Origin of the sequence: Pseudonocardia sp. DSM 110487 (genome assembly GCF_019468565.1) — a bacterium.
In the GTDB taxonomy this organism is placed as follows: Bacteria; Actinomycetota; Actinomycetes; order Mycobacteriales; family Pseudonocardiaceae; genus Pseudonocardia.
In genome coordinates this window covers 6,022,168-6,048,985 of sequence record NZ_CP080521.1, presented here as the reverse complement: position 1 = coordinate 6,048,985, position 26,818 = coordinate 6,022,168, and the positions used below count along the sequence as shown (strand labels likewise).

The following is a 26,818-nucleotide window of genomic DNA, read 5'->3' as shown; positions in this document are numbered from 1 at the left end:
GCCGCAGGACGTGGAGTCCGCGGCGCGGCTCGTCGCGCACGGGATGCGGCCGAAGGCGCTGCCGTCCCGCGATGCCGGCTACGGGGAGCTGGTGCGCCGCTACCGCGACGACGACGGGTTCGCCGACACCGTGCAGCGCGTCGCGGCCGGGCTCGGCCTCGTCGTGCTCGCGGTCGGTCCGCAGTCGGGGATCGTGCTGGCCGCGGTCGAGGAGTCGGTGTTCGAGATCCGCATGGACGAGTACGCGCGGCGCACGGTGCTGCAGAACCGCCAGAGCGACAAGATGCTGCACGGTCTCGCCCACCTCGCCGCCGCCGCGCTGGCCTTCCCCCGCCCCGACGACCTCGGCGACGACAGCTACGTCGGCCGGGTGTCGGTCGACCAGGTCGACGGGGCCGTGCGCGAGGCGTGCCGCACCCTCGAGGAGCGCACGGCGGGCGGCGAGGCCGACCCGTTGTCGGACGCCCCGCAGCTGGAGGCGGCGTGGCGGGCGTGGCTGCGCAGGCCGGAGGCAACGGCCACCAAGGACGGGCGCGCCGGCGAGGCGACCACCCGCGGGATCGTGGGGAAGGCGCTGCGGTTCCTCGCCGACCAGGGCTTCCTCGTCGCCGTCGGCGCCGAAGGCGGCGTCTACCGCACCACCCCGCGCTACCAGGTGCAGGTGCGCGAGCTCGCCGCGCAGCGCGCGTTCGACGAGCTGCTGCAGCTCGGCGTGCTGCCGGTCGCGACGGCGCGCGGCGCCCTGCGCTCCCCGAACGGTCTCGAGGCGCCCGATGTATGAGCTCTCCCGCGTCCGGCTGTTCTCGGTCGGCCCGCCAGGGGCCCGCTACCAGGACGTCACGCTCGACCTGCGCGGCGTCGGCCCCGCTGTGCAGGCGGCGCAGCAGGTCGACCTGTTCGCGCCCGACGACCTGGAGCGCGTGCCGCGCCGCCCCTCCCCGGCGTCGGTGCTGTTCCTGGAGAACGGTGGCGGCAAGTCGGTGCTGCTCAAACTGGTGTTCTCGGTGCTCCTGCCCGGGCGGCGCCAGGTCGTCGGCACGACGAGCACCACCGTGCTGGAGAAGTTCGTGCTCGGCGAGGACGTCGCGCACGTCGTGCTGGAGTGGATGCACACCGGCACCGGGCAGCTGCTCGTCACCGGCAAGGTGTCCGAGTGGCGCGGGCACGTCACGTCGCTGGACCCGGAGAAGCTCGGCGCCGCCTGGTACTCGTTCCGGCCCGCACCCGGCTTCGGCCTCGACGACCTGCCGCTCACCGTCGACGGCCGCCGCGTCACCACCACCGGGTTCAAGGACCGCCTCACCGAGCGGCACCGCGCGCTGCCCGCGCTGGAGCTGGTCTGGGAGACCGGGCCGCGGGACTGGACGCGCCACCTCGCCGACACGGGCCTCGACCCCGAGCTCTTCCGTTACCAGCGCGCGATGAACGCGGGGGAGGGCGAGGCGGCGGAGGCGTTCGCGTTCCCCACCGACGAGGCGTTCGTCGACTTCCTGCTGCGCGCCGTGCTCGACGCCGAGGAGCCGCAGAACCTCGCCGACCTCGTCTCCGGCTACGCCACGCGGCTCGCGCAGCGGGCCGACCTGGAACAGGAGCGCGACTTCGTCGAGGGCACGTTGACGCGCCTCGGCCCGCTGACCGAGGCCGAGCGGGCCGCCGCGGCCGCCCGCCACGACGAGGCGGCGGCGCAGGACGGCGCCCGCGCGCTCGCCGCGGCGATCGTCGCCCGCCGTGGTGCCGAGGACGAGCGGATGGCCGTCGCGGCGCAGGCGCACGACGCCGCGCAGGAGCGGGTGCGCGCCGCCGAGGTGCGTGAGCGCGGGCTGCAGGAGGTCACCACCGAGCTGCGCCGCCGCGTCGCCGCGCTGGAACTGGCGGCCGCGCAGGAGGTCGAGGCGGCGGCCCGGCGCGCCCACGCCGAGGCCGAGCGGCACGTGGCGGCGTGGCAGGCCGTCGAGCCGGTGCTGCGCCACCGGGTCGCCGAGGCCGAGGCGCGGCGGCTGCGCGGAGTGGTGGACGCGGAGCAGGAGCGGGCGCGACCCGCGTTGCGGGCACGCCAGGACGCGGCCCGCGCGCTCGCCGCGGGACTGCGGGCGATGGTGCGCGACGCCGAGGACGCGGCCGCCGCGGCCGAGGAGGCCGCCGCGGCCGCCGACGAGCGGGCCGAGGCGGCGCGGTCGGTCGAGCTGGCTCAGGTCAGCTCGGCCGCCACGCACCGGGCCGCCGCCGAACAGGCGCGCGCCGAGCTGGCCAGGATCGAGCGGCGCACGGCCGTGGCCGTGACGGCGGGTCACCTCGCCGAGGGCGCCGATGTGGCCGCCGCGAGCGCCGCCGCCGGGGAAGAAGAGGCGGCGGCCCAGGCGGAGGTGGCCGCCCTGCACGCCGAGCTGACCGAGCTGCGGCATGCCCGCCGCGCCGCCGACGAGCGCCGCAGTGCCGCCCGCCGCGCCGACGATGCGGCTCGCGCGGCCGCGGAACGCGCGGAGTCCGCCCTCTCCGACGCCCTCGCCGCCCGCGACGCCCTGGCGGGCGAGCCGCGGCTCGCCGACCTGCTCGGGGTGGAGGAGATCCGGCCCGACACCGACGCGTCCGCACTCGAGGAGCGCCTCGTCGCGGCGATCGGCGCGGGGGACCGCAGGCGCACGGAGCTGCTCGCCGCCCAGGACCGCGACGCACGGGCGCTGCGCGCCCTCGGGGAGGGCGGGCTGCTGCCCGAACCCGCCGAGATCGAGCAGGTGCTCGCGGTGCTCGAGGGCGCCGGTATCACCGCGTACTCCGGCTGGCGCTACCTCGCGACGCTTCCGCGGGCACAGCGCACGGTCGTCGTCGAGCGGCTCCCGCACCTGGTGGCGGGCGTGCTGCTCAACAACCCCGACGACGCGCCGCGCGCCCGCGAGGAGCTGGAGCGGGCGCGGCTGCTGCCGTGCGCTGCCGTGGCCGTGGGCGCCACCGCGTCGGTGGAGGCAGGCGGGAACGCTCCTGGCGTCGACTTCGTGGTGTCGCCGAATCCGGCGATGGTCGACGAGGCGGCGGCCGAGCAGGTCCGCGCCGAGCTGGATCGGGAGACCGCCGAGCGCGCCGCGGCGCTGGAGTCGCTCGGCGCCGGCCTCGAGGCCGACCGCGCCCTGCTCGCCCGGCTGCGCGACTGGCGGAAGCGGCACCCGGCAGGGGAGCACGACGTGCTCGCCGAGGCCGCCGACACGGCGCGCTCGGCCCTCGCGGGCGCCTCCCGGGAGGCCGAGGTGGCCGACGCCGATGTCGCAGGGCTCGACGAGCGGGCCGACCGCCTCGAGCAGGACGCGCCCCGGCTCGCCGCCGCCGTCGACGCGGCCCGGACCCGCGCCGCCGCGCTCGTCGCGCTGCTGGCCGAGGTGCGGCGGCGACCGGAGCTCGACGAGCAGGTGCGGGCCGCGACGGTCGCCGTCGAGCGTGCCGAGGCCGCGGCCGCGACCGCGCGCGCCGAGGCGGCCGACGCCCGCCGCGACGCCGACGATGCCCGCCGCGTCCGGGACCGGCAGCGGGCCGTGGCCGACTCGAGCCGGACGGAACTCGCGGAGCTGCCCCTGGATGGCGTCGAGCCAGACGGTGATCTTCCGGACGGTGATCTTCCGGACAGGGCCCTCGAGGTGCTACGGGCCGAGTACCGCAACGCCGAGGCCGCGTACTCGGCTGCCGAGGTCGATGCCGACCTGCGGGCCCGCCTTGGCGACGCGGAGCGGGACGCGAGGGCGGCGCAGGCCGCCTTCGACGAGCTGCCCGGCGAGGTGCGGGCGGCCGCCGACGCGCTGCTGCACTCACCCGACGCCGCCGACCCCGCCACGCGCCGGGCCGCGACGGCCCAGGCCGGGTCGGCGCTCGCCCGCTGCGCCGAGGAACTGCGGGAGGCGGGCGCGGAGCTCGCGGTGGCCAAGCGGGAGGCCGGCCGGTTCCCGGCGGGTCCGCGGCCCGTCGAGCCCTACGGCGAGCCCACCGATGTCGAGCAGGGCCGCGAGCTGGTCGAGCGGGCCGAGCGCGACATGCGGGCGGCCACCGCAGAGGCGAGCGCCGCCCGGGACGCGGCCGCGGCGGCGGAGTCCACCCGCCGCGCGGCGGAGGCGTCGGCCGAGGGGTTCCGGCACGTGGTGGCCGGCCTGGACGACACCGCTGTCGAGGCGGCGGAGCCGGGCGTGGCCCCGTTCGCGGGTGACGTCGACGCCGCGCTGGGGCGCTGGAAGGAGCTGCGGGCGGCCGTGCGCGACGCCGCACGGGACCGGGCGGCCGCCGAGCGCGCGGTGCGCGCCGCCGTGGACGCGGTGGCCCAGTTCGCGCAGGAGACCCGCTTCTCGTCCGTGGCGAGCCCGGTGCGCAGCCACCTCCTCGGGGTGGCCCGCGCGGAGATGCCGGGGCTCGCGCCCGAGTGGGAGCAGGCCCTGCGCCCCCGGTTGCGCTCGCTCGACGACGACCTCGCGACGATCGGCCGGCACCGCTCGGGGATCGTGACGCGCCTGCACGGGATGGTGGGCGAGGCCCTGCGCACGCTGCGGCTCGCGCAGCGGCTCTCCGAGCTGCCCGAGGGCCTTTCGGACTGGTCCGGCCAGCAGTTCCTGCGCATCCGCTTCGACGAGGTCGACGACGCCGCGTTGCTGCACGAGCTCGGCGAGGTCGTGGACCGCACCGCGGGCGAGCGCACCGGCAACGCCCGGGACCGCCGCGACGGCATGTCACTGCTGCTGCGGGGCGTGCGCGCGGCGATGCCGAAGGGCGTGCGCGTGGAGATGCTCAAGCCCGACGCGGTGCTGCGCACCGAGCGGCTGCGGGTGTCGGAGATCCGCGACGTGTTCTCCGGCGGGCAGCAGCTGACGGCCGCGATCGTCCTGTACTGCACGATGGCCGCCCTGCGCGCCCACCAGCGCGGCCATGGCAGGCGGGCGCACGCGGGCGTGCTGTTCCTGGACAACCCGATCGGTCGCGCGTCAGCCGGCTACCTGCTGGAGCTGCAGTTCGGCGTGGCCCGCGCGCTGGGCGTGCAGCTGATCTACACGACCGGCCTCTTCGATGCCGGAGCGCTGAGCGCGTTCCCGCTGATCATCCGGCTGCGGAACGACGCCGACCTGCGCGCGGGGCGCAAGTACCTTTCGGTCGACGATCGCGTGGCGCGGCAGCTCGCCGAGCTGGACGCACCCGACGGCAGCGGCCAGGTGGCGGCGGCAAGGGTGTTCCGGCGGCCGGAGCCGATCCCCGGCTGACGCCGTGTTCGTCAGTCGGTGCCGTCCGGACCGGCGTGCGCGCAGACGTCGAGCTCCATGCCGTCCGGATCACGGAAGAACAGCGACCATTCGCCGCCGAGGCGCTGGATCTCGCCGATCTCCGCGCCGGCGGCCACCATCCGCTCGCGCAGCACGTCGAGCGTGGCGCGCGAGTCGACGGCGAGTCCGAAGTGGTCGATCGGGCCTCGGCCACCCATGGCCCGGCGCTCGCCGACGATCGACTCCTCGGCCACTTCGAAGGCGTTCAGCGCGGCGCCCCCGCCGAGGTCGATGATCGCCATCCGCGGGTGGTCGTCGGTCGCCGCCATCTCGAAGGTGACGTCGCCCCGAACGCTTCGACGTAGAACCTGATCAGCCGATCGAGATCGGACGTGACGGTGGCTACGTGGTTGAAGCCTTGTGTGACGGGCACGGGCCGATCGTGGCACGCCGGCCGTCCCGGCGGTAGCGCGTGCGGCGGACTCGCCGCCGCGCCCCCACCGTGCGGAGTGGTCCGGTCAGTGGCCGGTCGCCGCGGCCTCTGTCGCGGTTACTGGTGCGGTGCTCGTCTTGCGCAGGTCGCGTCGGAACGTCTCCGGCGCCTTCCACACCGCGATCATGGAGATCACGGCACCGATCATCACGTAGCCGGCCACCAGCGGCCAGCGGGTGCCGTCGGGCCCGGCGAGCGCCGTGGCGATGAACGGGGTGAGCCCGCCCGCGAGGATCGAGGCGATCTCGCGGCCCGCCGCGGCGCCGGTGTAGCGCCGGTCGGCGGGGAACAGCTCCGCGAAGAAGGCGGGCTGCACCGCGTTGATCGCGTTGTGCCCGAGGTTGAGCACCAGGACGTAGCCGAGCGTGATCAGCAGGAACGACCCGGTGTGCAGCAGCCCGAAGAACGGGAAGGCCATGACGAACACGACCACGGACCCGAAGAAGTAGACCGGGCGGCGGCCGACGCGGTCCGACACCGCGGCGAACACGCCGTGCGAGACGAACGCCAGCACGGAGACGACCAGGATGGCGTTGTTGAGCGTGCTGCGCTCGATCCCGAGGGTGCCGTTGCCGTAGGACAGGGCGAACACGGTGAGCAGGAAATAGGGCAGCGCCTCGGCGAAGCGCAGGCCGAGGATCAGCAGGAGGCTGCGCCAGTCGTCGCGGAAGGTCGAGACGATCGTGCCGCCCCCGGTCTTCGCGCCCGGCTCCCCGGCGACGGGGGCAACCGACTCGTTGAAGACCGGGGTCTCGGACAGGCTGCGCCGCATCCAGAACGTCACGACCAGGATCACGGCCGAGAGCAGGAACGGCACCCGCCAACCCCACGACAGCAGGTCCGCTTCGGGGAGCGTGTAGACCCACGCGAACGACAGCGTGATGAGGATCTGCGCGGAGAACCCGCCGGTGTTCGGCCATGCCGTGAAGAACCCGCGCCGGCTCGGTGGCGCCGACTCCAGCACGATGATCATCGAACCGCCCCACTCGCCTCCCACGGCGAAGCCCTGTGCCAGTCGGAGCACCACCAGCAGCACGGGCGCCCAGATGCCGATCGTGTCGTACCCGGGCAGCAGGCCGATGAGGATCGTGCTGATGCCCATCACGGTGAGCGTGACCAGTAGCGTGGACTTGCGGCCGTGCATGTCGCCGCGGCGGCCGAAGAACAGCCCGCCCAGCGGACGGGCCAGGAACCCGACGGCGAACGTCCCGAAGGCGGCCAGGGTCGCGACGAAGCCGGTGCTGTCGGGGAAGAAGACCTGGGGGAACACGACGGCTGCTGCCGTGCCGTAGACCAGGAAGTCGTAGTACTCCAGCGTGTTGCCCAGGAAGCTCGACGCCGTGACCTTCCAGGCGTAGCGGCGATCTGGTTGCGCGACGGTCGCGGCCATGCGACAGCCCCTCTCGGAGTGGGTGGTGGCGAAACTATGACCTGTCTACGGTTAACCGTCAACGGTTGACGTTGACCGTCGACCGGGCGGGCGCCTAGGGTTACCGCATCCGAACGAGGAGTGCCGATGATCGTCAGCCCCGTCCACCGGCCGCCGTTGGGTGAGCAGCTGCTCGCCCAGGTGCGCGCGCTGATCGTGCGCGGCGAGCTGGAGGCGGGCACCCACCTGGTGGAGGGGTGGATGGCGGAGCGGTTCGGAGTGAGCCGCGGCCCCGTCCGTGACGCGCTGCGCCAGCTGGAGCTGGAGGGTCTGGTGGAGACCCGGCGGCGCGGGGTCTACGTCCGTGGCCTCTCCGAGGACGACATCGTCGAGCTCTACGCCGTGCGCTCCGCCCTGGAGGGACGGGCGGTCCGGGACGTGATCGCCCGGCGGGAGAGCGTCACCTGGACTCCCCTCGACGGCGCGGTGGCCCGGATGCGCGCGGCGGCGGCCGACGCCGATCCGCCCGCCTTCGCCGCCGCCGACCTCGACTTCCACAGCGCCTTCTACGACATGGGCGGCAACCGGAGGCTGGCGGCCACCTGGGCCCTGCACCGGCCGCTCTTCGCCGCGATGCTCGCCGTCACCAACACCACCGATCGCGACCTCACCCCCATCGCGCAGGACCACGCCGACCTCGCCGAGATCGTCCGCACGGGCGAGCTCGCACCGGCGCTCGCCGCGCTGGACGAGCACCTCGACGGCTCGTGCGGCCGCATGCGCACGGTGCTCGCCGAGCGCACGCGCCGCGCGTCCTGACCCACGACACGCACGAACCGAGGGAGACCCATGCCCGAATCAGCACGCGCTGAGGTCCTCGCTGCCGTCCCGACCTTCTTCGACGCGGACGGCGAGCTCGACCGGGACACCACGGTCGCGCACCACGCGGCGCTCGCCGGGCGGGTCGACGGGGTGTTCGTGTCCGGGACCACCGGGGAGTTCCCGGCGCTCGACCGCGCAGAGCGGCGCACGCTCACCGAGCTCGCCCTCGACGCGCACGGTCCGGACCGGGTCGTGGTGCACGTGGGTGCGGCCGGCACCCGCGAGTCGGTGGCGCTCACCCGCGACGCGGTCGCGCTCGGCGGCCGCCGCATCGCGGCGCTGACGCCGTACTACCTCCCCGTGGACGCCGCGGCGGTGGCCCGGCACATGGCCGCCGTGGTCGACGCGGCGGGCCCGGCGCGCGTGTACGGGTACCTCTTCACCGAGCGCACCGGCGTGGCCCTCGACCCGGCGGAGTTCGGCGAGCTCGCCGCCCATGTCGGGCTGGCCGGTGTGAAGCTCTCGGGAGCGGCGAACGAGCGGCTCGCCGAGTACGTCGCCGCGTTGCCGGCGGGCGCCCAGTTGTGGTCCGGGGCCGACACCACCCTTCCCGCGGTCGTGCGGGCCGGCGGGACCGGGATCGTGTCCGGGCTCTCGGCAGCGTTCCCGGAGCCGTTCACCGCGCTCGCCGACGCCGTGGCCGCGGGCGACACCGAGGCCGAACGGGCCGCGCAGGTCCGCGCGGACGCCGTGCTCGACGCGCTGGCCGGCACCGTCGAGGGGATCAAGGCCGCGCTGCGCCACCTCGGCCACGGCACCGGCGCGCTGCGCATGCCGTCGCCCGACGTCCCGGCCGCCGCGCTCGACCGGATCGCCCGGCTCGCGGGGCCCGTCCCGGTGGCGTGATCACGCGCTCGTTCGTGACCCCCGACGAGGGGGTGCAATGCCACGCCTCGACGGTCGCGGTCGTCGATGGGCGCCCGGTCGTCGCCTGGTTCGCCGGCACGCGCGAGGGCACGCCCGACAACCGGATCCGCATCGCCGGGCCGGCCGGGATCAGGACGCTCGACACCGGGTGGGACGTTGCCCACTGGAACCCCGTGCTCGCACCGGGCCCCGATGGCGCGTTGTGGCTCTTCTGCAAGGCGGGCGAGCGGATCTCGGAGTGGATCACGCTCGTCACGCGCTCACTCGACGGCGGCGCGACATGGGAGCCGGTGCGCGAGCTGGTGCCCGGCGACCGCTCCGGCGGTCGCGGCCCTGTCAAGAACCCGCCACTGCGCACGCCCGATGGGCTCTGGCTCGCCCCGGCATCGGTCGAGGAGTGGGGTGAGCGGCCACGCTGGAGTCCCTTCGTCGACGTCTCGGCCGACGGCGGGCACACCTGGGAGCGCGCGCCGATCCCGGTGGACCGGTCGGCCCTGCGCGGTGCGGGCCACATCCAGCCCGCATTGTGGTGGGGCGCCTCGAGGCCGGTGGCGCTGATGCGCAGTACCGAGGGCCGCGCTCATCGGTCTGATTCGCCGGACGGCGGCCGAACCTGGACCACGGCCGCACCGACCGACCTGCCGAACGGCAACTCCGGGCTCGCCGCCGTTGCGCTGCCGTCGGGCCGGGTGGCCTGCGTGCACAACCCGTCGGAGTCCGACTGGGGCCCGCGCTGCCCCCTGGTCGTCTCGGTGTCGGACGACGACGGGTGGACCTGGCGGCAGGTGCTGGTCCTCGACGACGGAGCCGGCCCGACAGGCGGCTTCGCCCCCGGCGACGGCGGTGTCCTGACCAGCGGCGCGGGGGAGTACTCGTATCCGACGGCGGTGCTCGACGGCGACCGCCTGTTCATCAGCTACACGTGGCAGCGGCGGGGGATCGTGCTGGCCGAGGTACCGGTCAGTGCGCTCATGGTGGTCGAGTAGGGACGGCGCCCGACGATGTCCGGTGGTCGAGTTGGGCCGGCGCCCCAGCGCCGGCCCGTATCGAGACCACTCACCTCGAGGTAGGTCGTGGCTGTGGTCTCGATACGCGCCGGCCCTGACGGGCCGGCGCTACTCGACCACCGGACCGACTACACGAGGTCACTGCGGCTCAGCACCCCCACCACCCGGCCGTCCTCCACCACGGGCACCATGCGCAGCCCGTGCTCGGCGACGAGGAGGCGGGCGCTCGAGATGGAGTCGTCGGGCGAGAGCGTGATCACGTCCTTCGTCATGACCGACGCGACCGTGCGGCCGTTGGTGCGCCCGGACAGGGGCTCCTTGCCGAGGAGGTCGGCCTCGCTGACCAGCCCGACGAGGCGCCGCTGCTCGTCGACCACCGGGAGCGAGCGGTGCCGCCGCTCCACGAGCCGGGCGGCGACCGCGTCGGTCTGCTCGGTGGCGCGAGCGGTGACGACCTCGCTCGTCATGGCGGCGCGCACCTGATCCGTGCCCGGGTGAGAGGCGGCCCTCCGGCGGGCCGGCAGCGGGCCCACCACGTCGTCGTCGCCGGTGAAGCGCTGCACCAGCCGCCCGAGCGGGCCCGGCCGGGAGCGGGCGCGCAGCAGGTCGCTGCGGGTGACGATCCCGACGAGCACGGCTCCGTCGACCACGGGCATCACGCGCAGCTCGCCGTAGGAACGCAGGCGGTGGGCGAGCAGGCCGAGGCTCGCCCGTGGCGGTACGGACAGCACGTCGGGGTTCATCACGGCGCCGACCCGCGTGGAGTCGGCGCCGCCGTTCTCGCGGTGGCGCAGCACGTCGAGCAGGCTGATCATCCCGACGAGGCGGAACCTCCGGTCGATCACCGGCAGAGCGCTGAACCTCAGCTCGGTCATCTTGTGCACGGCCACGTCGAGGGTGTCGTCGGGGCCGACCGTGACGACGCGGGTCGTCATGATGTCCCGTGCGCGCAGAGCCATGCGCTGACCGTAGCGGCGGGCACCGACATGCGTCAGCGCCCGCCACATGATCGTCAGCCGGCGAGGAACTCCACCAGCAGGTCGCTGACCTCGTCGCCGTGCGTCCACAGCATGCCGTGCGGCGCGCCGTCGATCTCGACGTAGCGTGCGTTCGGGAGGCGCTTGGCGAACTCGCGGCCGGTGGCGTCGATCGGCAGGATCCGGTCGTGGGTGCCGTGCACGATCAGGGCGGGCACGTCGATCTTCTGGATGTCGGCCCTGAAGTCGGTGCCCCATGACGGCACGACGGCCCACGAGGCCAGCGCGCCAGCGCCGGCGGCCACGTTCCAGCTGTTGCGCAGGGCCTCCTCGCTGATCCGGGACCCGAGGGTCTCGTCGAGGTTGTAGAAGTCGTTGTAGAACTGCGTGAACCAGGCGTACCGGTCCTTGCGGGCGGTGGCGAGGATCCCGTCGAACACGGCCTGGTCCACGCCGGTCGGGTTGTCGTCCGTCTTGATCAGGTACGGCTCCAGCGACGCGAGGAAGACGGCCTTCGCCACCCGGCCCGAGCCGTGGCGGGCGAGGTAGCGGCCCACTTCGCCGGTGCCCATCGAGAAGCCGACGAGCACGACGTCGTTCAGGTCGAGCGTGGTGAGGACCTTGTCGAGGTCGTCGGCGAAGGTGTCGTAGTCGTAGCCGGCGGCGGTCTTGCTGGACTGGCCGAACCCTCGGCGGTCGTAGGTGATGACGCGGTACCCGGCGTCGAGCAGCCGATCCTCCTGCTTCTCCCACGACGCCCCGTCGAGCGGGTAGCCGTGGATCAGGACGACCGGCTGGCCCGTGCCCCGGTCGGTGTAATGCAGGTTGATCTCGGCGCTGTTCTCGTGCCCGACGGTGATGTGCGACATGGCCGGAAGCCCTTCCGCTGGTGGCCGGTGCTGACGTCGAGACGGTATTACCGAACGATCGGTATTGCAATGTGAGGAAGTAGACCCTGCGGCTTTACCGTTCGTTCCGTAACGTCGGCCCATGCCCCGTCCGCAGACCGTGTCCGACGACGAGCTCTTCGACCGCCTCGCGCAGGTGTTCCGCGTCGCGGGCTTCGAAGGTGCATCGCTCGGCGCGCTCGCCGACGGAGCCCGGCTCCGCAGAGCCAGCCTCTACCACCGCTTCCCCGAGGGGAAGGTCCAGATGGCCGAAGCGGTCATGGGCCGGGTCGGGGACCAGTTCGCGCGCGCCATCGAGCCGATGACGAGCGCCCCGGACGTCGCGGCGGGGGTCGTCGAGTCGGCGCGGCGGATCTCCGAGATCTACGCCGACGGCCTGCTGCCCTGCGTGCTCGACACGCTCACGCTCTCCGGCGCCCCCGAGGGCATCCGCGCGAAGGCCGCCGAGATCACCACATCGTGGATCGAGGCGATGGCCGTTGCCGCCCGCCGCGGCGGCGCGCGCCCGGCCGATGCGCGGCTCGCCGCGGAGGAGGCGTTCGTCCGGATCGAGGGCAGCCTGGTGCTGGCCCGCCTCAACGGCACCCCCACCGCGTTCCGCCGCGCGATCACGGAGCTGCCGAGGATGTTGCTAGGAGGGTCCTGAACAACTCAGGCCGTAGCGAGCGGTGTCCAGGTGGTGTCCTCGCAAGGCGGACGATCGCGCCGATACCGCTGTTGTATCGGCGCGATCGTCCAACGCGGCGAGGGCGCCGCCTGGGCGCCGCGCAGTAGGCCTGAGTTGTTCAGGGCGCTCCTAGGAGCGGATCAGGCGGGTTCGGACCCCGGTTCGGCGAGCGGCTCGCGGAAGCCGTCGGCGAGCGCGCGCAGCGCGGCGTCGAGGTAGACGGCGAGGTCTGCGTCCGCGCGCACCGCCCACCGCTCGTAGGCGGCCCGGCACGTGGCCAGCGTGGCTCGGCCGACGACGTGCGGAAGGAGCGAATCGGCCGGCTGCCCCACGCGACGGCCGACGAACTCGCTGATGGCCCGCTCCCACGCGTCGTAGCGCACGGTGGCGCTGGCGGCGATCTCGGGCACGGTGCCGACGAGGGTCATGCGCATCCGCAGCTCGGGCACGTCGGCGGCGCGGTAGTGGTTGGCGGCGAGCACGGCGTGGCGGACGGCGTCCATCACCGGGAGGTCGTCGGGTGCCTGGGTGAGTGCGGTGCGGATCGCCTCGACCTCGGTGTCGAACGTCTGCCACAACACGCTGGACTTGGCGTCGAAGTAGCGGAAGAAGGTGCGGGTGCTCACGCCCGCCGCGGCGGCGATCTGCTCGATCGTGGTCTCGTGGAAGCCCTGCTCGGTGAACAGGCGCAGCGCGATCAGCTCGAGCTCGCGCGTGCTCGTCCCGCGGGGGCGGCCACGACGCGCCGGTCTTGTTCCCGTCACGGTGCGACGCTATCGTCCCCTCAAATTCGACACGTCATGTCGAAAGTCCAGCGAAGGGCTGATCATGGGTGGGGCCTGGTTCGAGACGGTGGCCGAAGCGCAGCGACGCGCGCAGAAGCGGCTGCCGCGGTCGGTGTACAGCGCCCTCGTGGCCGGCTCCGAGAAGGGCCTCACCGTCCGCGACAACCAGGCCGCCTTCGAGGAGCTGGGCTTCGCGCCGCGCACGGCCGGGTTCTCCGGCAAGCGCGAGCTGGGCACCACCGTCCTGGGACAGCAGGTGTCCCTGCCCGTCCTGATCTCGCCGACCGGCGTGCAGGCGGTGCACCCGGACGGCGAGGTCGCGGTGGCGCGGGCGGCCGCGGCACGGGGCACCGCGATGGGGCTGTCCTCCTTCGCGAGCAAGCCCGTCGAGGAGGTCGTCGCGGCCAACCCGCAGACGCTCTTCCAGATCTACTGGTGCGGCAGCCGGGACGACATCGCGCGGCGCGTCGAGCGGGCGCGCGCGGCCGGCGCCGTCGGCCTGATCCTCACTCCCGACTGGTCGTTCTCCCACGGCCGCGACTGGGGGAGCCCGCGCATCCCGGAGCGGCTCGGCGTCCGCGAAATGATCCGCTTCGCCCCGGAGGGGATCACCCGCCCGCGGTGGCTCCTCGACTGGGTCCGCAGCCGGCAGCTACCCGACCTCACCGTGCCGAACATGTCCGACCCCGGCCAGCCCCAGCCCACGTTCTTCGGCGCATACGGCCAGTGGATGCAGACCCCGCCGCCCAGCTGGGAGGACGTGCGCTGGCTGCGTGCCCAGTGGGACGGGCCGTTCCTGCTCAAGGGCGTGTTCCGGGTGGACGAGGCGAAGCGCGCTGTCGACGCGGGGGTCAGCGCGATCTCGGTGTCCAACCACGGCGGCAACAACCTCGACGGCACGCCCGCATCGATCCGGGCGCTCCCCGCGATCGCCGACGCCGTCGGCGACCAGGTGGAGGTCCTGCTCGACGGCGGCATCCGCCGCGGCAGCGACGTGGTGAAGGCCCTCGCACTGGGCGCCCGTGCCGTCCTGATCGGCCGCGCGTACCTGTGGGGCCTGGCCGCGAACGGGCAGGCCGGCGTGGAGAACGTCCTCGACATCCTGCGCGGCGGCATCGACTCCGCCCTGCTCGGGCTGGGGCGCAGCTCCGTGGCCGAGCTGGGCCGGGAGGACGTCATCGTCCCGGCCGGGTTCACGGACGCGGTACGTCCCCGCGTGGGGTGAGCGTGCGGCACACAGCGGCGCACTAGCCTCGCTGGGTGGCACAGGAGGAGAGCACGCTCACCGTGCTGGTGGCCACGGCCGCCAACGGGGCCATCGCCGTGCTCAAGTTCGTGGCGGGGGCGTTCACTGGATCGGCGGTGATGTTCGCCGAGGCCGCGCACAGCGTCGCCGACACCGCCACCGAACTGCTCCTGCTCACCGCGCTGCGGCGCTCGGCCCGCCGCCCGGACCGACGCCACCCCTTCGGGTACGGCAAGGAGCGGTTCTTCTGGGCGCTGATCGCGGCCGTGAGCATCTTCGTCTCCGGCGCGGTGTTCGCGATCATCGAGGGTGTCCGGACGATCCTCGGCGATGAGGCCGAGCAGACGCTCGCGTGGGTCGCCTACGCGGTGCTCGCGGTGTCGTTCGTGCTCGAGGGCATCTCATGGCTGCAGGCCGTGCGGCAGGTGCGCGCCGCGGCACGCGCCGAGTCCACCACCGCGCTGCGCTGGCTGCGCGCCACCGACGACCCGACGGTGCGGAGCGTGTTCTTCGAGGACAGTGCCGCGCTCGTCGGGTTGCTGCTGGCCTTCGGTGGCGTCGGGCTGCACCAGCTCACCGGCTCGTCGTTCTGGGATGGGCTCGCGTCGCTGCTGGTCGGGCTGCTGCTCACGGCCGTCGCGTACATCCTCGGGCGCACCAACATGGGTCTGCTGGTCGGGCGCCAGGCCGACCGGGCCACCGTCCTCGCACTGCGCGATGCGCTCGCCACGCGGCCGGAGGTCGACCAGGTCGTCGACCTGCTCACCATGACCATCGGCACCGACCAGGTGCTGCTGTGCGCCCGGCTCGACTTCGCCGACGCCATCGGCGTCGCGCAGCTGGAGCGCGCCTGCGTCGACATCGACGCGGAGCTGCACGAACGGTTCCCGGATCTGCAGGAGGTGTTCCTCGAGCCGGTGCCGCGCACCGACCCGGTCATGCGCAGGCGGGTGATGGAGCGCTACGGCCCCAGGGTCACCGACCGTCTCCGCGGGCGCTAGACGCTCAGCAGCAACACCCCGGCCAGTACGACGACGGCCGCCGCCGCGCGCCGGTGCCCGAGCGGTTCGCGCAGGACCAGCGCGCCGATGAGGGCACCGAACACGATGCTGCTCTCGCGCAGCGCCGCGATCGGGGCGAGGGCGCCGGACGTCTGGGCCCACAGGACGATCGAGTAGGCGGCGAGCGAGATCGCCCCGCCCGCGAGTCCGGGCAGCGCGTGGCGGCGCAGCAGCGCGGGCAGACGGCGGCCGCGGCGCACCAGTGCGAGCACGGGGAGCGCGGGGCCCTGGAGGAAGAACATCCAACCGATGTAGGCGAGCAGCGGACCTTCCGCCACGCCCACGCCGTCGATCACCGTGTAGAGGGCGATCAGCAGGCCGGTCGCAACCGCCGCCGCCACCGCGGGCAGCTGCTTGCGCCCCGGGAGGCCGCCCGCGAGAACGAGCCCGATGAGGCCGGTGGAGACCGCGAGGATGCCGGCGAGGTCCTGCGCGGCGAGGGGCCGGTGCAGCACCAGTACGGACGCGAGCGCGACGACGAGCGGCGCGGTGCCCCGTGCGAGGGGATAGGCCTGGCTGAACTCGCCGAGCTGGTAACTGGCGAGCAGCATCAGGTTGTACCCGATGTGCACCACGGCCGAGGCGACGATGTACGGCCACGCACCCGCGGGTGGCAGGCCCGCGAAGGCGGCGAGCGCTCCGCCGCCCACGAGGTCGACGATCCCGATCATGGCGAACCCGATCAGCCGGTCCCCGATGCCGTGGGCGATGGAGTTCCAGGCGGCGTGCAGCAGGGCGGCCGCGAGCACCGCGGCGATCATGAACGGGCCGAGCGACTGCGCATGCATCGGTGGGGCTCCTTCGGGCCGGTCCGCGGGTGCGGACGCGTCGGATCAGGAGCCCTCAGGGCTTTTGTCCCGTCAGGTGTGGGCCCACCGGCACGGCCGGTGAGGTGCTGGCGCCGCTCGGTCCAGCCCTCGCCGGCCTGATTGTGGATCATCCGTGCTCGGCGGACGGCGAGCGGAACCCTAGGCGCAACCACGCGCTGCCCCGGACGTTACTCGGCCTTGTCCCGCGACGCAGAGCGGCGTACGGTGCCTATCGAATCGATTCGATGCCTCGTTGGGGAGGTGCCGAGGTGGGAGATCGTCCGGTCGTCGAGGGGCTGCTCCTGTACGTCGCGATCGCGGTGGCTCCCACCGTGGTCGTATGGCTGACCGTGCGGCTACTGCCCGCCGTGGTCACGTCGTTCCTGGAGCGCAGGCGCCGCACCGACCTGTCCACGGGTCCGTGCATCGAGTCCGTGGTCGCGAACCTGCGCAGGCTGCACCGACTGGTCCGAGACTGCCGCCCGCCCACGCGCGTGCGCACGGTGGCGCTGCTCGCCGCCTACGACGACACGTTGCTCGAGGCCTGCGCGATGGTCGACGTCGACGCGCCACTGGCCACGGCCTCAGCGAGCGACCGCGCCTTCGCTCGCATGCTCACCGAGGCGGCTCTGGAGAACGCGGGCATCGCCCTCGACCCACCTGGATGATCAGACTCGCGCCCGTCGCAGCTGGCGGGCTCGCAACCAAACGCCGACGCCGCCGATGATCGCTTGCAACGCGATCAGGACGGGCTGGCTGGGGTGGCCGCCGAGGTGCAGGTCCAGCACGTGGTTGCCCGCGTGGAGCACGCAGATCACGGTGTAGCCGACCAGCACGACGACGATCGCGTCCCGCTGCACGAGTGCGGTGAGCAGCGCGATGGCGACCCCGATGTGGAACACGCCGAGGTCGTGCAGGAAGTGCACGTGGACCGGGAAGTTCACATACGCGGCGAAGCCCTCCGGCCAGCCCCACATCCACACCCCGAGTCCCGCCATGATCACGGCACCGAGCACCACGATCGCGTTCACCATGGGCTGTGTCCAGGTGTCGTTCATCGATCTCCTTCCGTCTCACCGAGGACGAGCGAGAACGGTGGAACGTGACAGGCGGCTACCGCGCGAGCCACCCGCCGTCGACCGCGAGCACCTGGCCGTGCACGTACGCGGCGGCGGGGGAGGCGAGGAACACGACGACGTTCCCGACGTCCTCCGGCCGGCCCCAGCGCCCGGCCGGGATGCGCGCGGATATCTGCTCGCGGCGGACCGGGTCGGCGAGGAGCGCGGAGTTCAGCTCGGTGTCCATGTAGCCGGGGGCGACCGCGTTGACGTTCACGCCGCGGCCGGCCCACTCGTTGCAGAGCGCCTTCGTGAGCTGGGCGACCCCACCCTTGCTGGCGGCGTAGGCCGGCACCGTGATGCCGCCCTGGAACGACAGCAGCGACGCCACGTTCACGACGGCGCCGCCGCGGTCGAGCATGGGACCGCCGAAGAGCTGGCAGAGCTGGAAGACCGCCCGCAGGTTGACGTCGATGACGTGGTCCCACGCCTCGAGCGGGAACTCGACGGCCGGGTGCCGGTCCTGCACACCCGCGTTGTTGACCAGGATGTCGATCCGGTGCTCGGCGAGCACGTCCCGCGCGGTCGCCGTGATCGCGGCGGTGTCGGCGAGGTCGAGGGTGCGGGCGGTCAGCCGCCTGCCCAGCGCAGCGGCGGTGTCGGTGAGCTCGGCGGGCAGCGGCGAGCGGCCAAGCGAGACGACGTCGGCGCCCGCCGCGAGCAGCGCGAGCGTGATGCCCCGGCCGAGACCGCGGGCGCCGCCGGTGACGACCGCCGTCCTCCCGGTCAGGTCGAACGGGCCGGGCAGGTCTTCCCGATCATCAGGCACGCGCCGAGTATGGCCGGGCGTCCTCTCATCCGCGCACGGCCGCGAACGCCTCGTCCGTGCGCGCGAGGATCGCGTCGATGTCCGCGTCCGTGTGGGCGGCGGACAGGAACCAGTTGTGCCATGGGTGCAGGTACACCCCCCGCTCGACCGCGGCCTCGGCCCAGGCGGTGACCAGCCGGAAGTCCTCGTCGCCTGCGAACGCGAGCATCGGCATCTGCACCGGCCCGGTCTGGCGGATCTCGAACCCGTGCGCGGCGGCCTGCGCGGCGAGCCCTTCCCGGAGCCGGGCCCCGGTGCGGGCCATGTCCGGCAGCGCCACGCCCTTGCGCAGCTCGGTCAGGGTCGCCAGCCCGGCGGCGAGTGGAACCGCCGCGGTCCAGAACGACCCGGTGACGTAGATCGTCCGGACCGCGTCGCGCAGCGCCTCGATCCCGGTGACGGCGCCCAGAGCCTGCCCGTTGGCGATCGCCTTCGACCAGGCCGACAGGTCCGGCCGGACGCCGAGCGGCTCCCAGCTGCCGCCGAGGTCGAGCCGGAACCCGCAGCGGACGTCGTCGAGGACCAGGACGGCGCCGGTGCGGTCGGCGAGCGCGCGCAGGCCGCGCGCGAAGGCGGGGTCGACGAGCTCCTGGTCGCGCTTGATGTCGTGGCGCATCGGGCAGACCACGATCGCGGCGAGGTCGTCGCCCGCCTCGGCCGCGGCGGCCTCGGCGGAGGCCAGGTCGTTGTACTCGTAGCGCACCAGGTGCGCCTGGTCCTCGGCGGTCACGCCCGAGCCGCGCAGCGAGCACCACGGCACCGCGCCGTGGTAGGCGCCGTGAGCGACCAACAGCTTCCGCCTGCCGGTGGCGGCGCGCGCGATGGTGATGCAGGTGGTCGTGGCGTCGGAGCCGTTCTTGCAGAACATCGCCCAGTCCGCGGACGGGATCGTGTCCACCAGCAGCTCGGCGAACTCGACCGCGACGGGGCTGGTGCCGTCGAGGCAGTCGCCGCGTTCGAGCTGGTCGAGTACCGCCGCGGTGACACCCGGGTGGCGGTGCCCCAGCACGACCGGGCCCCAGCCGCACATCAGGTCGAGGTAGGTCCGCCCGTCGGTGTCGGTGACCCGGCAGCCGTCGCCGGAGGCCATGAACTGGGGGTGTGCGGAGCTGAACGCCTGCACGGACATGTGGCCGTACATCCCGCCGGGGATCACCTGGCGAGCCCGCTCGCGCAGCGCGAGCTCGTGCTCGCCGAGGACGGAGGCGGGTGCGATCGTCATGGGGTTCCCTTGCTGGAGTCGAGCAGCTCACGGGCGATGCGGGCGATGCCGGGCCCGTCGAGGCGGTAGTGGGCGTAGAGCGCGGCGGGCGGTCCGACGGGCACGTGCTCGTCGGACACGCCGTGGCGGCGGAACGGGACCCGTGCGCCGGCCTCGAACAGGCACTCGGCGACCGCACTGCCCAGGCCGCCGGTGACGTTGCCCTCCTCCACGGTGAGGACGGCGCCGGTGGAGCGCGCGGCGTCGAGCACGGCGGCGCGGTCCAGCGGGGCGACGGTGAACATGTCGACGACCCGGGTGGAGACGCCCGCGCCGGCGAGCTCGTCGGCGGCTTGCAGCGCGGGGTGCACCTCGGAGCCGGTCGCGATGATCGTCAGGTCGGTGCCGTCGCGGACGGTCTCGGCCCGCCCGATCGCCAGGTCCGGCACCTCGTCGTAGACCTGCGGGTCGCGGCCCCGGCCGAGCCGGATGTACATCGCGCCCGGGTGGTCGAGCGACAGGCGCAGGAGTGCGCGCAGGTGGTTGGCGTCGGTGGCGCAGACGACGGTCAGGTCGGCGATGCAGCGCATCATCCCGAGGTCTTCCAGGCTGTGGTGGCTCGTGCCGTAGAAGCCCATGGACATCCCGGAGTGGTGGCCGACGACCCGCACGGGCATGCCGGGGTAGGCGCAGTCGGTGCGGATCTGCTCGGCCCCCAGCAGCGCGGCGAACGCGCCGAAGGTCGCCGCGAACGGGATGTAGCCGGACGCGGCCATGCCCGCGGCCATGGTGATCATGTTCTTCTCGGCGATCCCGACGTTGACGAACCGCTCCGGGTGCCGGGCGGCGAAGTCGGTGGCCCGGTTGGAGCGGGCGAGATCGGCGGTGAGCACGACGATGCGTGGGTCGTGGTCGGCGAGGTGGGCGAGCTCCTCGCCGAAGACGAACGCCGGGATCGCCCGGGTGTCGGTGCCGTCGACGGAGCGGGTGTCCTTCAGACCGACGTTCGCCGTGCCGTTGAACAGCTCGGACTGGTCCTGGGTGCTCATGCGCGCTCCTGTCCGAGTTCGGCCAGCACGTCGTCGTAGTCGGCGCCGGCGAGGTTGCCGACGTGCCAGTCGGGGGAGAGCTCCATCCGGGCCACCCCCTTGCCCTTCACGGTGTCCGCGACGACGAGCTGCGGCGGGCCGTCCGCGGCGCCCGGTAGACCGGCGAACAGCTCCAGCAGGGCGGGGATGTCATGGCCGTCGACGCGGTGGGTCTGCCAGCCGAACGCGGCGAAGCGCCGGTCGATGGGCTCGGCGGCCATGACGTCGCGGACGAAGCCGTCGATGCCGAGCTGGTTGGCGTCCACGATCGCGACGAGGTTGCCGAGCCGGAAGTGCCCGGCCGACATGGCGGCCTCCCAGATCTGGCCCTCGGCCAGCTCGCCGTCGCCGAGCATGCAGTAGGTGCGGTGGTCGGACCCGGACATCCGCCCCGCGAGGGCCATGCCCGCGGCGATCGACAGGCCGTGCCCGAGCGAGCCGGAGGAGAAGTCGACGCCGGGGATGCGGCGCATGTCGGGGTGGTCGCCGAACGGGCTGCCCAGGCGCGTGTAGGTGTCCAGCTCGGACGGGTCGAAGAAGCCGAGGTCGGCGAGCACCGGGTACAGGCCGATGGCCGCGTGCCCCTTGCTGAGCACGAACCGGTCGCGGTCCGGCCAATCCGGGCGGGACGGGTCAAGGCGCAGCTGTGCGTAGTAGAGGACGGCGAAGAGTTCCGCGCAGGAGAACACGGCGCTGTAATGGCCTGCTCCCGCGATCCGGGTGAGCCGGACGGTCTCGGTGCGCACGAACCTCGCCCGATCGGCGAGGTGTGCCACCTTGTCGGTGCTGGTGAGTGGCACTCCTGCTCCTTACTGCTCGCCGATTACCGGGCCGGGCTCGTCCCGGAACCGGTCGAGGACGTTGGCGGTGATCCGCGAAACGTCGTTGTCGCCGTCCTTGTGCGTCATCGCGTTCGACCAGGCGATCGAGCCGACGGAGAACACGGCCCCGCCGCCGGGCCGCGCGAAGAGGACGACGTCGGCGCGGACCTTGGGGTGGATGCCGGGCGGGGGCGCGGCGTAGCCGTGGTCGGCCTCCTCGGGCACCAGCGCGATCTTGTCCGAGTGCCCGACGGACGAGGCCAGCACGACGGCGTCGGCCGGTGTCCCGAGCGTGACGTCGGCGCGGTCCAGCTCGTCACCGGCGGCGCCGCCCAGGCCGGGCCCCTCGACGCCGAAGACGTCACCGACGCCGGCGGGCACACCCTCGAACACCCACGAGACCGACGGGTCCGCGCTCGCCTCGGTGCGGGCGTAGCCGTACCCGGAGTCGAAGCCCTGCGCGGTGAACCCGACGCCGGCCAGCAGGTTCGGCGCGCGCCCGCGCATCCGCCACAGCCCGCCCCGCTCGCCGGTCGCCGCGAGGTGCTCCTCGCCGGGGTCGGACACCCAGGTGGCCACGCCCGCGTGGCCGCGGCGGATCTCCACCGAGTCCGGGTGACCCGGGTGCCGGGCGGTGACCTGGTAGAAGCCGTTGCCGCCCAGGTACATCAGCCGCCCGCCGGCGTGCGTGTACGCCAGGTAGGCGTCGAGCATGCCCGCCGAGCAGTACTCGGGGTGGCTGCCGGTGAGCACCACGTCGTAGCGGGAGAGCAGGTCCGCTCCCTCCCGCTCGATCTCGTCGTCGGTGACGACGGCGTAGTGCTCGCCGCGCCGGTCGAGCCAGTCGAGCAGCAGCAGGTCCTGCGCGTAGTGGCGGAACCCGCGGGTGGTGGGGGTGTAGTAGTCGGGCCGGATGTTGACGATCGGGCGCAGCGGGCTGGAGTGGCAGACCCCGCTGCCGTCGGTGTGCACGTCGTAGAGCGAGCGACCGAACTCAGGATGCGCGACCAGCCAGCGGTCCCGCTCGTCGATCCCCCGCGCCTCCCCGTAGATCACCAGCCGCTCGGCTTCGTACTCGGCGTAGGTGCGCCAGTTCGCGTAGGCGAGGTAGGTCCAGGTGGGCAGCACCACGAGCACCGGCGCCTCGTGCCGGGCCGGGGTGACGACGAACGGGATCCGGTCGACGTCGTCCCCCGCGGTCGTCTTCAGGGCGTAGACGCCGCTGGGCAGGTCGGTAGGGACATCCCAGCTGAGATCCGGTTCCCAACCTGCGTCGGCGAGGTCGTCGTCGTGCAGGTGCAGCGCGTCGAACTCGTCCGGGGCGCGGCGGAAGTCGGCCTCCGCGCCGGTCCAGAACGGCCCGGGCACGCCGCGGGTGGGGAGGTGCCTGATCAGCGCGCCGCCGGTGAGCCCGCCGCGGTCGGGCACGCGGGTGCCGCCGGGGTCGGCTGCGAGGTCGAGCGCGCTGGTCGTGGCCGGGTCGAGCAGGGTGAGCGGGTTGGCGCCGGCCGCCAGCGCCGCCGTCGTCGTCGCGGGCCAGGCGGTCGCGGCGACGACCGGGCGGGCGACCTTCCCGTTGAACGTCGCGCCGAGCCCGCCGGTCACCGTGCCGCCTGAGCCGATCCGCAGCACCCCGCCGGCCGCGGACGGTGGCGCCTGAGCGGCCGTGGTGTGCGGCTCCAGGCCCGGCCGGTGCAGTGACAGCCGCACCTCGCCGGTGGCGTCCACGGTCGCGGTCGCGAACGACCACTGCCGCTCGACGGGCGGGGCGTCGAGGACGGCCAGCCCGGCCGAGCCGCGGCGCAATCCGATCCCAGCGGCGGAGACCTCGAGGACCAGGTCCCCGACGGCCACAAGCGGCCGGGGGCCGGTGCCGGGGAGTGTGGGCAGGAACCACACTGCGAGCCCGACCTCGTCCACAGGGCCGACCGGGCCCGCCTCGACGAACGAGCCGGACGTGGTCTTCTGCACGCGCCCCGGCAGTCGGGCCGGTAGCCCGCTCACGACGTTCTCCTCGACGAGCGCGAGCCCGTGGCGGGGCGAGCCGCCGCGCCGCAGCCGGACGACCTCCGGCCGGTAGTCCGCGTGCGCGCAACTGACGTGGAACGCGATCGGGTCCCCGGCGCGCACGGAGAGCCGGTCGGCGTAACCGACGATCCTCATGCGCCGGCCACCGGGTCGGCGTGGTCGCGGAAGCGGTCCAGGACGTTGGCGGTGATCCGGGAGACGTCGTTGTCGCCGCCCTTGTGGGTCATCGCGGCGGACCAGGCGATGGAGCCCACTGCGAAGACCGCGCCGCCGCCGGGTCGGCCGAAGATGACGATGTCGGACCGCACCCGGGGATCGGGTGCGGTGGGCACGGCATAGGAGATCGTCTTGTCGTCGGGGACCAGGACGATGCTCGCGGAGTGCCTTACGGAGCTCGCCAGCACGACGGCGTCGGCCGGGGTGCCCAGCGCGACGTCGGCGCGGTCGATCTCGTCGCCCGCGGCCCCGCCGAGGCCGGGCCCGTGGTCACCGAAGATCTCGCCGACGCCCACGTCCACGCCGTCGAAGACCCATGCGACCGCATCGGAGCGGCTCTGCGGGGTCCGGCGGTAGCCGCTCGCCTTGTCGAATCCCTGTGCCGTCATGCCTACGCCGAACTGGCGCTGCGGTGCCCGGCCGCGCCACCGCCACAGCCCGCCGGGCTCGCCGGTCCCGGACAGGTGTTCCTCGCCCGCCCCGCTGGCCCACGCCGTCTGACTGCCCCGGGCGCGGCGGATCTCGATCGCCCCTGACGGTCCCGGGTGGCGGGCCGTCACGTGGTAGAAGCCGTTGCCGCCGAGGTACATCAGCCGGCCGCCGGACTCGACGTGGGCCTGGTAGGCGTCGAGCATCCGGGCCGACGAGTACTCGGGGTGGCTGCCCGTGATCACAACGCGGTGCCCGGCGAGCGCGTCCGGGCCGCGGTCTTCAATCTCGTCGTCGGTGATCACCGCGTAGTCCTCGCCGCGGCGGTCGAGCCAGTCCAGCAGCGACAGGTCCTGCGCGAAGTGGCGCAACCCGCGGGTCGTGGGCGTGAAGTAGTCCGGGCGGATGTTGACCATCGGCCGCAACCGGGAGGAGTACATGACGCCGCTGCCGTCGGTGTGCACGTCGTAGAGCGACTTGCCCAGCTCCGGATGGCGGGCCAGCCAGCGGTCCCGTGGATCCACGCCGCGGCGCTCCCCGTAGAGCGCGACCCGCTCCTCCTCGAACTCGGCGTAGGTGCGCCAGTTCGCGTAGGCGAGGTAGGTCCAGGTCGGCAGCACCACGAGAACCGGGGCCGGGGGAGCGCCGTCGGGCGGGGTGACGACGAACGGGATGCGCTCGACGTGGTCGCCCGCACGGATCTTCAGGGCGTAGGCGCCGCTGGCTGCATCGGCCGGAACGGTGAGGACGACATCGGTCTCCCATCCGGCGTCGTCGAGGTCGTCCTCGTGCAGGTGCAGGGCGTCGTACTCGTCCGGCACGCGCCGGAAGTCGGTCTCGCGGAAGCGCCAGAACGGCCCGGGCACTGCGCTCGCCGGCCGGTTCACGACGGTGCCGCCCGCGGTGAGCGACCCGTCGTCGGCCACCGCGGTGGCCGCGGGGTCCCGGCCGAGCGCGAGGGCGCTGACGCCGTCGGTGCCCAGGAGCGCGACCGCGTCCTCGCCCGCGGCGAGCCGGTCGGTCGTGTCGGCGGTCCAGCTCGTGGCGGACACGACCGGCCGAGCCACCCGGCCGTTGAAGAAGCCCCCGCGCGGGCCGGCGCCGACCCGGAGCCTCCACGAGCCCGTCCCCCGAGGTTCAGGAAAGCCACTTTCCTGGCCTTGGAGGCCCTGAATGTGGCTTTCCTGAACCCGCGGGGCAGCACCTCCCGGGCGGTGCAAGGCAAGCCGGACCTCGCCGGCGGGGGAGATCGTCGCCGCGAGGAACGACCACTGGCGTTCGACCGGGGCCACGGCGAGGCGGGCCAGCTCGGTTCCACCCGCGTCGCGCAGCGTGCACCCGCGCGCCGAAACGGACAGCAGGTAGCCGGGCGCGGTGAGCGCGAGCACGGTCTGCTCCCGGTCGCCGTCCAGCCGGGTGGGGAGCAGCCAGACCGCGAGCCCGGCGCCGGACACCTCGGCGCCCGGACGCAGTGGCGCCTCGACGTAGGAGCCTGCGCGGGCCACCTGGACGCGTCCGGGCACCGTCGCCGGGAGGTCCGCGATGACCTCCTGCTCCAGGAGGTCGGACTCGTGCACCGGGGAGCCGCCGCGGCGTAGCCGCACCAGGGAGGGCGTGAACTCCGGGAGCTCGCTGCTGACCTTGAACTCGATGCGCCCGCCCGCGGGGGCGGAGAGCCGGTCGCCGTAGCCGAGCAACCTCACCTGTTCACCCACTCCGTCCACTGCCGGGTGGCCTCGTCGAGGTTCGCCGCCCACCACTCGTTGTCGCGCTGCACCTCCGTGCCGGTGACGTTGCTGGTGGCGATGAAGGAGTTGATCAGCGGGTCGGCGGAGGGCTTCGCGTTGGCGTTGGGCGAGCCGTAGGGCTGGCGCTGCATGATGAGCTCCTGGGTCGGGACGTCGACCAGTGCGTTGATCAGCGCGTACGCCGCGTCGAGGTTCTTGGCGCCCTTCACGATGCCGAGCGAGTCCTCGTAGTAGAGCGGCTGGTTCCAGACGACCTTCAGGTTGGCGCCGTTCTTCGCCGCCTCGTAGGCGCGCCCCGGCCAGGCCAGCATCATGTCGACCTCACCGGACTCGAGCGCCTGGGTCTGCTGTGCACCGGTGTCGTAGAACCGCACCGAGGGCCGGATCTTGTCGAGCGTGGCGAATGCGCGCTCGTAGTCGAGGGGGTAGAGCTGGTCGCCGGGCGCGCCCGCGGCGAGCAGCGCCGTTTCCATCCCGGCGTCCTTGGCGTAGTTCATGATCCCGCGGGTGCCCGGGAAGTTGGTGGTGTCGTAGAAGTCGGCCCAGCTCTGCGGCGGCCGGTCGCCGTACTTGTCGGCGTTGTAGACCAGCAGGAACGCGGACTTCAGCACCGGCACCCCGCAGTCGGTGACCTGCGCGGGGTCGAGCCCGGCGGTGTTGATCCTGGACTTGTCCAGCTTCTCGAACAGCACGTCGCACTTGGCCACGGTGCGGTAGGGCGAGGAGTAGAAGACGTCCCAGGTGGGGGAGCCGGACTCGACCATCGCCGTCAGCTTGGCCTCGTTGTTGGGGGACTCCTCGGCCACCTGGATGCCCTCTGATGCGAGCTCCTTGTAGGCGGTCTCGGCGAAGATCGCGGCGAGCGCTCCACCGGTGTTGCTGAACACGACGGTGCCGCCCGCGGCCGAGCCCCCGCCGACGGTGGCGAAGCACCCGGTGGCGCTGAAGCTGACGGCAGCGGTGAGGGCCAGCGCGGTGACGAGCCTGCGGTTGCGCACGGGACCACCTTCGATCGACAGGGTGCAACGCACCTTTGCGTTTCACAATCCAGAACGCGATTCATGATGT

At 73.5% G+C, this 26,818-nt stretch carries 24 protein-coding genes; 9 read left to right on the top strand and 15 right to left on the bottom strand.

The features are described 5' to 3' along the window. Nucleotides 1-43 precede the first annotated feature (43 nt). Together K1T35_RS28195 and K1T35_RS28190 are read left to right on the top strand one after the other, a co-directional pair. Nucleotides 44-781 carry a hypothetical protein gene (locus K1T35_RS28195; RefSeq protein ID WP_220262905.1) on the top strand — a complete coding sequence of 246 codons (738 nt, stop codon included), beginning with the start codon at nt 44-46 and terminating at the stop codon, nt 779-781. Next, nucleotides 774-5,222, top strand: a complete 4,449-nt coding sequence (locus tag K1T35_RS28190) for a hypothetical protein (RefSeq protein WP_220254836.1) — start codon at nt 774-776, stop codon at nt 5,220-5,222. The genes K1T35_RS28195 and K1T35_RS28190 overlap by 8 nt, the downstream gene beginning before the upstream one ends. 11 nt (nt 5,223-5,233) lie before the next feature. Here the strand turns inward: K1T35_RS28190 and K1T35_RS28185 are convergent, their stop codons facing one another. The 3 genes from K1T35_RS28185 to K1T35_RS28180 all read right to left on the bottom strand — a co-directional run bounded on the left by K1T35_RS28185 (nt 5,234) and on the right by K1T35_RS28180 (nt 7,105). Next, nucleotides 5,234-5,551: a VOC family protein gene (locus K1T35_RS28185; protein WP_220254835.1), complete on the bottom strand. Its 318-nt coding sequence runs from the start codon at nt 5,549-5,551 to the stop codon at nt 5,234-5,236. Then, entirely contained in the window at nt 5,488-5,655 is a 168-nt protein-coding gene (locus K1T35_RS49830) for a VOC family protein (RefSeq protein ID WP_370645148.1), read from the bottom strand. Before K1T35_RS49830 ends, K1T35_RS28185 begins: the two co-directional genes overlap by 64 nt. 85 nt (nt 5,656-5,740) lie before the next feature. Continuing rightward, nucleotides 5,741-7,105 (bottom strand): MFS transporter, encoded by a 1,365-nt coding sequence (locus K1T35_RS28180; protein ID WP_220254834.1) that lies wholly within the window; start codon nt 7,103-7,105, stop codon nt 5,741-5,743. A gap of 126 nt (nt 7,106-7,231) precedes the next feature. On the opposite strand from K1T35_RS28180, the gene K1T35_RS28175 reads away from it, so the two are divergent. The 3 genes from K1T35_RS28175 to K1T35_RS28165 are packed head-to-tail and all read left to right on the top strand — an operon-like array spanning nt 7,232 to nt 9,819. Further along, the gene (locus tag K1T35_RS28175; RefSeq protein WP_220254833.1) at nt 7,232-7,903 is read left to right on the top strand and encodes a GntR family transcriptional regulator; all 672 of its coding nucleotides are present in this window, start codon (nt 7,232-7,234) and stop codon (nt 7,901-7,903) included. A gap of 30 nt (nt 7,904-7,933) precedes the next feature. Continuing rightward, nucleotides 7,934-8,812 (top strand): dihydrodipicolinate synthase family protein, encoded by an 879-nt coding sequence (locus K1T35_RS28170; protein WP_220254832.1) that lies wholly within the window; start codon nt 7,934-7,936, stop codon nt 8,810-8,812. Between the two features lie 14 nt (nt 8,813-8,826). Further along, the gene (locus K1T35_RS28165) at nt 8,827-9,819 is read left to right on the top strand and encodes a sialidase family protein (protein ID WP_220254831.1); all 993 of its coding nucleotides are present in this window, start codon (nt 8,827-8,829) and stop codon (nt 9,817-9,819) included. Nucleotides 9,820-9,968: 149 nt separating this feature from the next. Here the strand turns inward: K1T35_RS28165 and K1T35_RS28160 are convergent, their stop codons facing one another. Then, nucleotides 9,969-10,799, bottom strand: a complete 831-nt coding sequence (locus tag K1T35_RS28160; RefSeq protein ID WP_220254830.1) for an HPP family protein — start codon at nt 10,797-10,799, stop codon at nt 9,969-9,971. A 53-nt stretch (nt 10,800-10,852) separates the two neighbouring features. Beyond that, nucleotides 10,853-11,686, bottom strand: a complete 834-nt coding sequence (locus K1T35_RS28155) for an alpha/beta fold hydrolase (RefSeq protein ID WP_220254829.1) — start codon at nt 11,684-11,686, stop codon at nt 10,853-10,855. A 121-nt stretch (nt 11,687-11,807) separates the two neighbouring features. On the opposite strand from K1T35_RS28155, the gene K1T35_RS28150 reads away from it, so the two are divergent. Next, complete coding sequence (locus tag K1T35_RS28150) at nt 11,808-12,371, top strand: TetR/AcrR family transcriptional regulator (protein ID WP_220254828.1); 564 nt, start codon at nt 11,808-11,810, stop codon at nt 12,369-12,371. Nucleotides 12,372-12,532: 161 nt separating this feature from the next. Here the strand turns inward: K1T35_RS28150 and mftR are convergent, their stop codons facing one another. Continuing rightward, a complete protein-coding gene (gene mftR / locus K1T35_RS28145; protein ID WP_220254827.1) occupies nt 12,533-13,156 on the bottom strand; it encodes a mycofactocin system transcriptional regulator in 624 nt (207 codons plus the stop codon). Between the two features lie 64 nt (nt 13,157-13,220). On the opposite strand from mftR, the gene mftD reads away from it, so the two are divergent. Together mftD and K1T35_RS28135 are read left to right on the top strand one after the other, a co-directional pair. Then, nucleotides 13,221-14,402, top strand: a complete 1,182-nt coding sequence (mftD, locus tag K1T35_RS28140) for a pre-mycofactocin synthase MftD (RefSeq protein WP_220254826.1) — start codon at nt 13,221-13,223, stop codon at nt 14,400-14,402. Nucleotides 14,403-14,437: 35 nt separating this feature from the next. Continuing rightward, on the top strand, nt 14,438-15,424 hold the full coding sequence (locus K1T35_RS28135) for a cation diffusion facilitator family transporter (RefSeq protein WP_220254825.1): 987 nt from the start codon (nt 14,438-14,440) through the stop codon (nt 15,422-15,424). On the opposite strand, the gene K1T35_RS28130 is transcribed toward K1T35_RS28135, so the two are convergent. After that, a complete protein-coding gene (locus tag K1T35_RS28130; RefSeq protein WP_220254824.1) occupies nt 15,421-16,272 on the bottom strand; it encodes a DMT family transporter in 852 nt (283 codons plus the stop codon). The two genes, K1T35_RS28135 and K1T35_RS28130, sit on opposite strands and share 4 nt — an antisense overlap. Nucleotides 16,273-16,562: 290 nt before the next feature. Between K1T35_RS28130 and K1T35_RS28125 the strand changes: the two genes are divergently transcribed. Next, nucleotides 16,563-16,961 (top strand): hypothetical protein, encoded by a 399-nt coding sequence (locus K1T35_RS28125; RefSeq protein WP_220254823.1) that lies wholly within the window; start codon nt 16,563-16,565, stop codon nt 16,959-16,961. Here K1T35_RS28125 and K1T35_RS28120 read toward each other — a convergent pair whose 3' ends face one another. The 8 genes from K1T35_RS28120 to K1T35_RS28085 are packed head-to-tail and all read right to left on the bottom strand — an operon-like array spanning nt 16,962 to nt 26,748. Then, a complete protein-coding gene (locus K1T35_RS28120) occupies nt 16,962-17,351 on the bottom strand; it encodes a hypothetical protein (protein ID WP_220254822.1) in 390 nt (129 codons plus the stop codon). A gap of 55 nt (nt 17,352-17,406) precedes the next feature. Then, nucleotides 17,407-18,180, bottom strand: a complete 774-nt coding sequence (locus tag K1T35_RS28115) for an SDR family oxidoreductase (RefSeq protein WP_255620813.1) — start codon at nt 18,178-18,180, stop codon at nt 17,407-17,409. 25 nt (nt 18,181-18,205) lie between these two features. Further along, nucleotides 18,206-19,441, bottom strand: a complete 1,236-nt coding sequence (locus K1T35_RS28110; protein ID WP_220254821.1) for an aminotransferase class III-fold pyridoxal phosphate-dependent enzyme — start codon at nt 19,439-19,441, stop codon at nt 18,206-18,208. Continuing rightward, nucleotides 19,438-20,469 carry a transketolase family protein gene (locus tag K1T35_RS28105; protein ID WP_220254820.1) on the bottom strand — a complete coding sequence of 344 codons (1,032 nt, stop codon included), beginning with the start codon at nt 20,467-20,469 and terminating at the stop codon, nt 19,438-19,440. Before K1T35_RS28105 ends, K1T35_RS28110 begins: the two co-directional genes overlap by 4 nt. Then, on the bottom strand, nt 20,466-21,308 hold the full coding sequence (locus K1T35_RS28100; protein WP_220254819.1) for a transketolase: 843 nt from the start codon (nt 21,306-21,308) through the stop codon (nt 20,466-20,468). The genes K1T35_RS28105 and K1T35_RS28100 overlap by 4 nt, the downstream gene beginning before the upstream one ends. 9 nt (nt 21,309-21,317) lie before the next feature. After that, on the bottom strand, nt 21,318-23,492 hold the full coding sequence (locus K1T35_RS28095; RefSeq protein ID WP_220254818.1) for a N,N-dimethylformamidase beta subunit family domain-containing protein: 2,175 nt from the start codon (nt 23,490-23,492) through the stop codon (nt 21,318-21,320). Continuing rightward, nucleotides 23,489-25,705, bottom strand: coding sequence for a N,N-dimethylformamidase beta subunit family domain-containing protein (locus K1T35_RS28090; RefSeq protein ID WP_220254817.1), 2,217 nt, complete (start codon nt 25,703-25,705; stop codon nt 23,489-23,491). Before K1T35_RS28090 ends, K1T35_RS28095 begins: the two co-directional genes overlap by 4 nt. Beyond that, entirely contained in the window at nt 25,702-26,748 is a 1,047-nt protein-coding gene (locus K1T35_RS28085; protein ID WP_220254816.1) for an extracellular solute-binding protein, read from the bottom strand. The genes K1T35_RS28090 and K1T35_RS28085 overlap by 4 nt, the downstream gene beginning before the upstream one ends. Nucleotides 26,749-26,818: the final 70 nt, after the last annotated feature.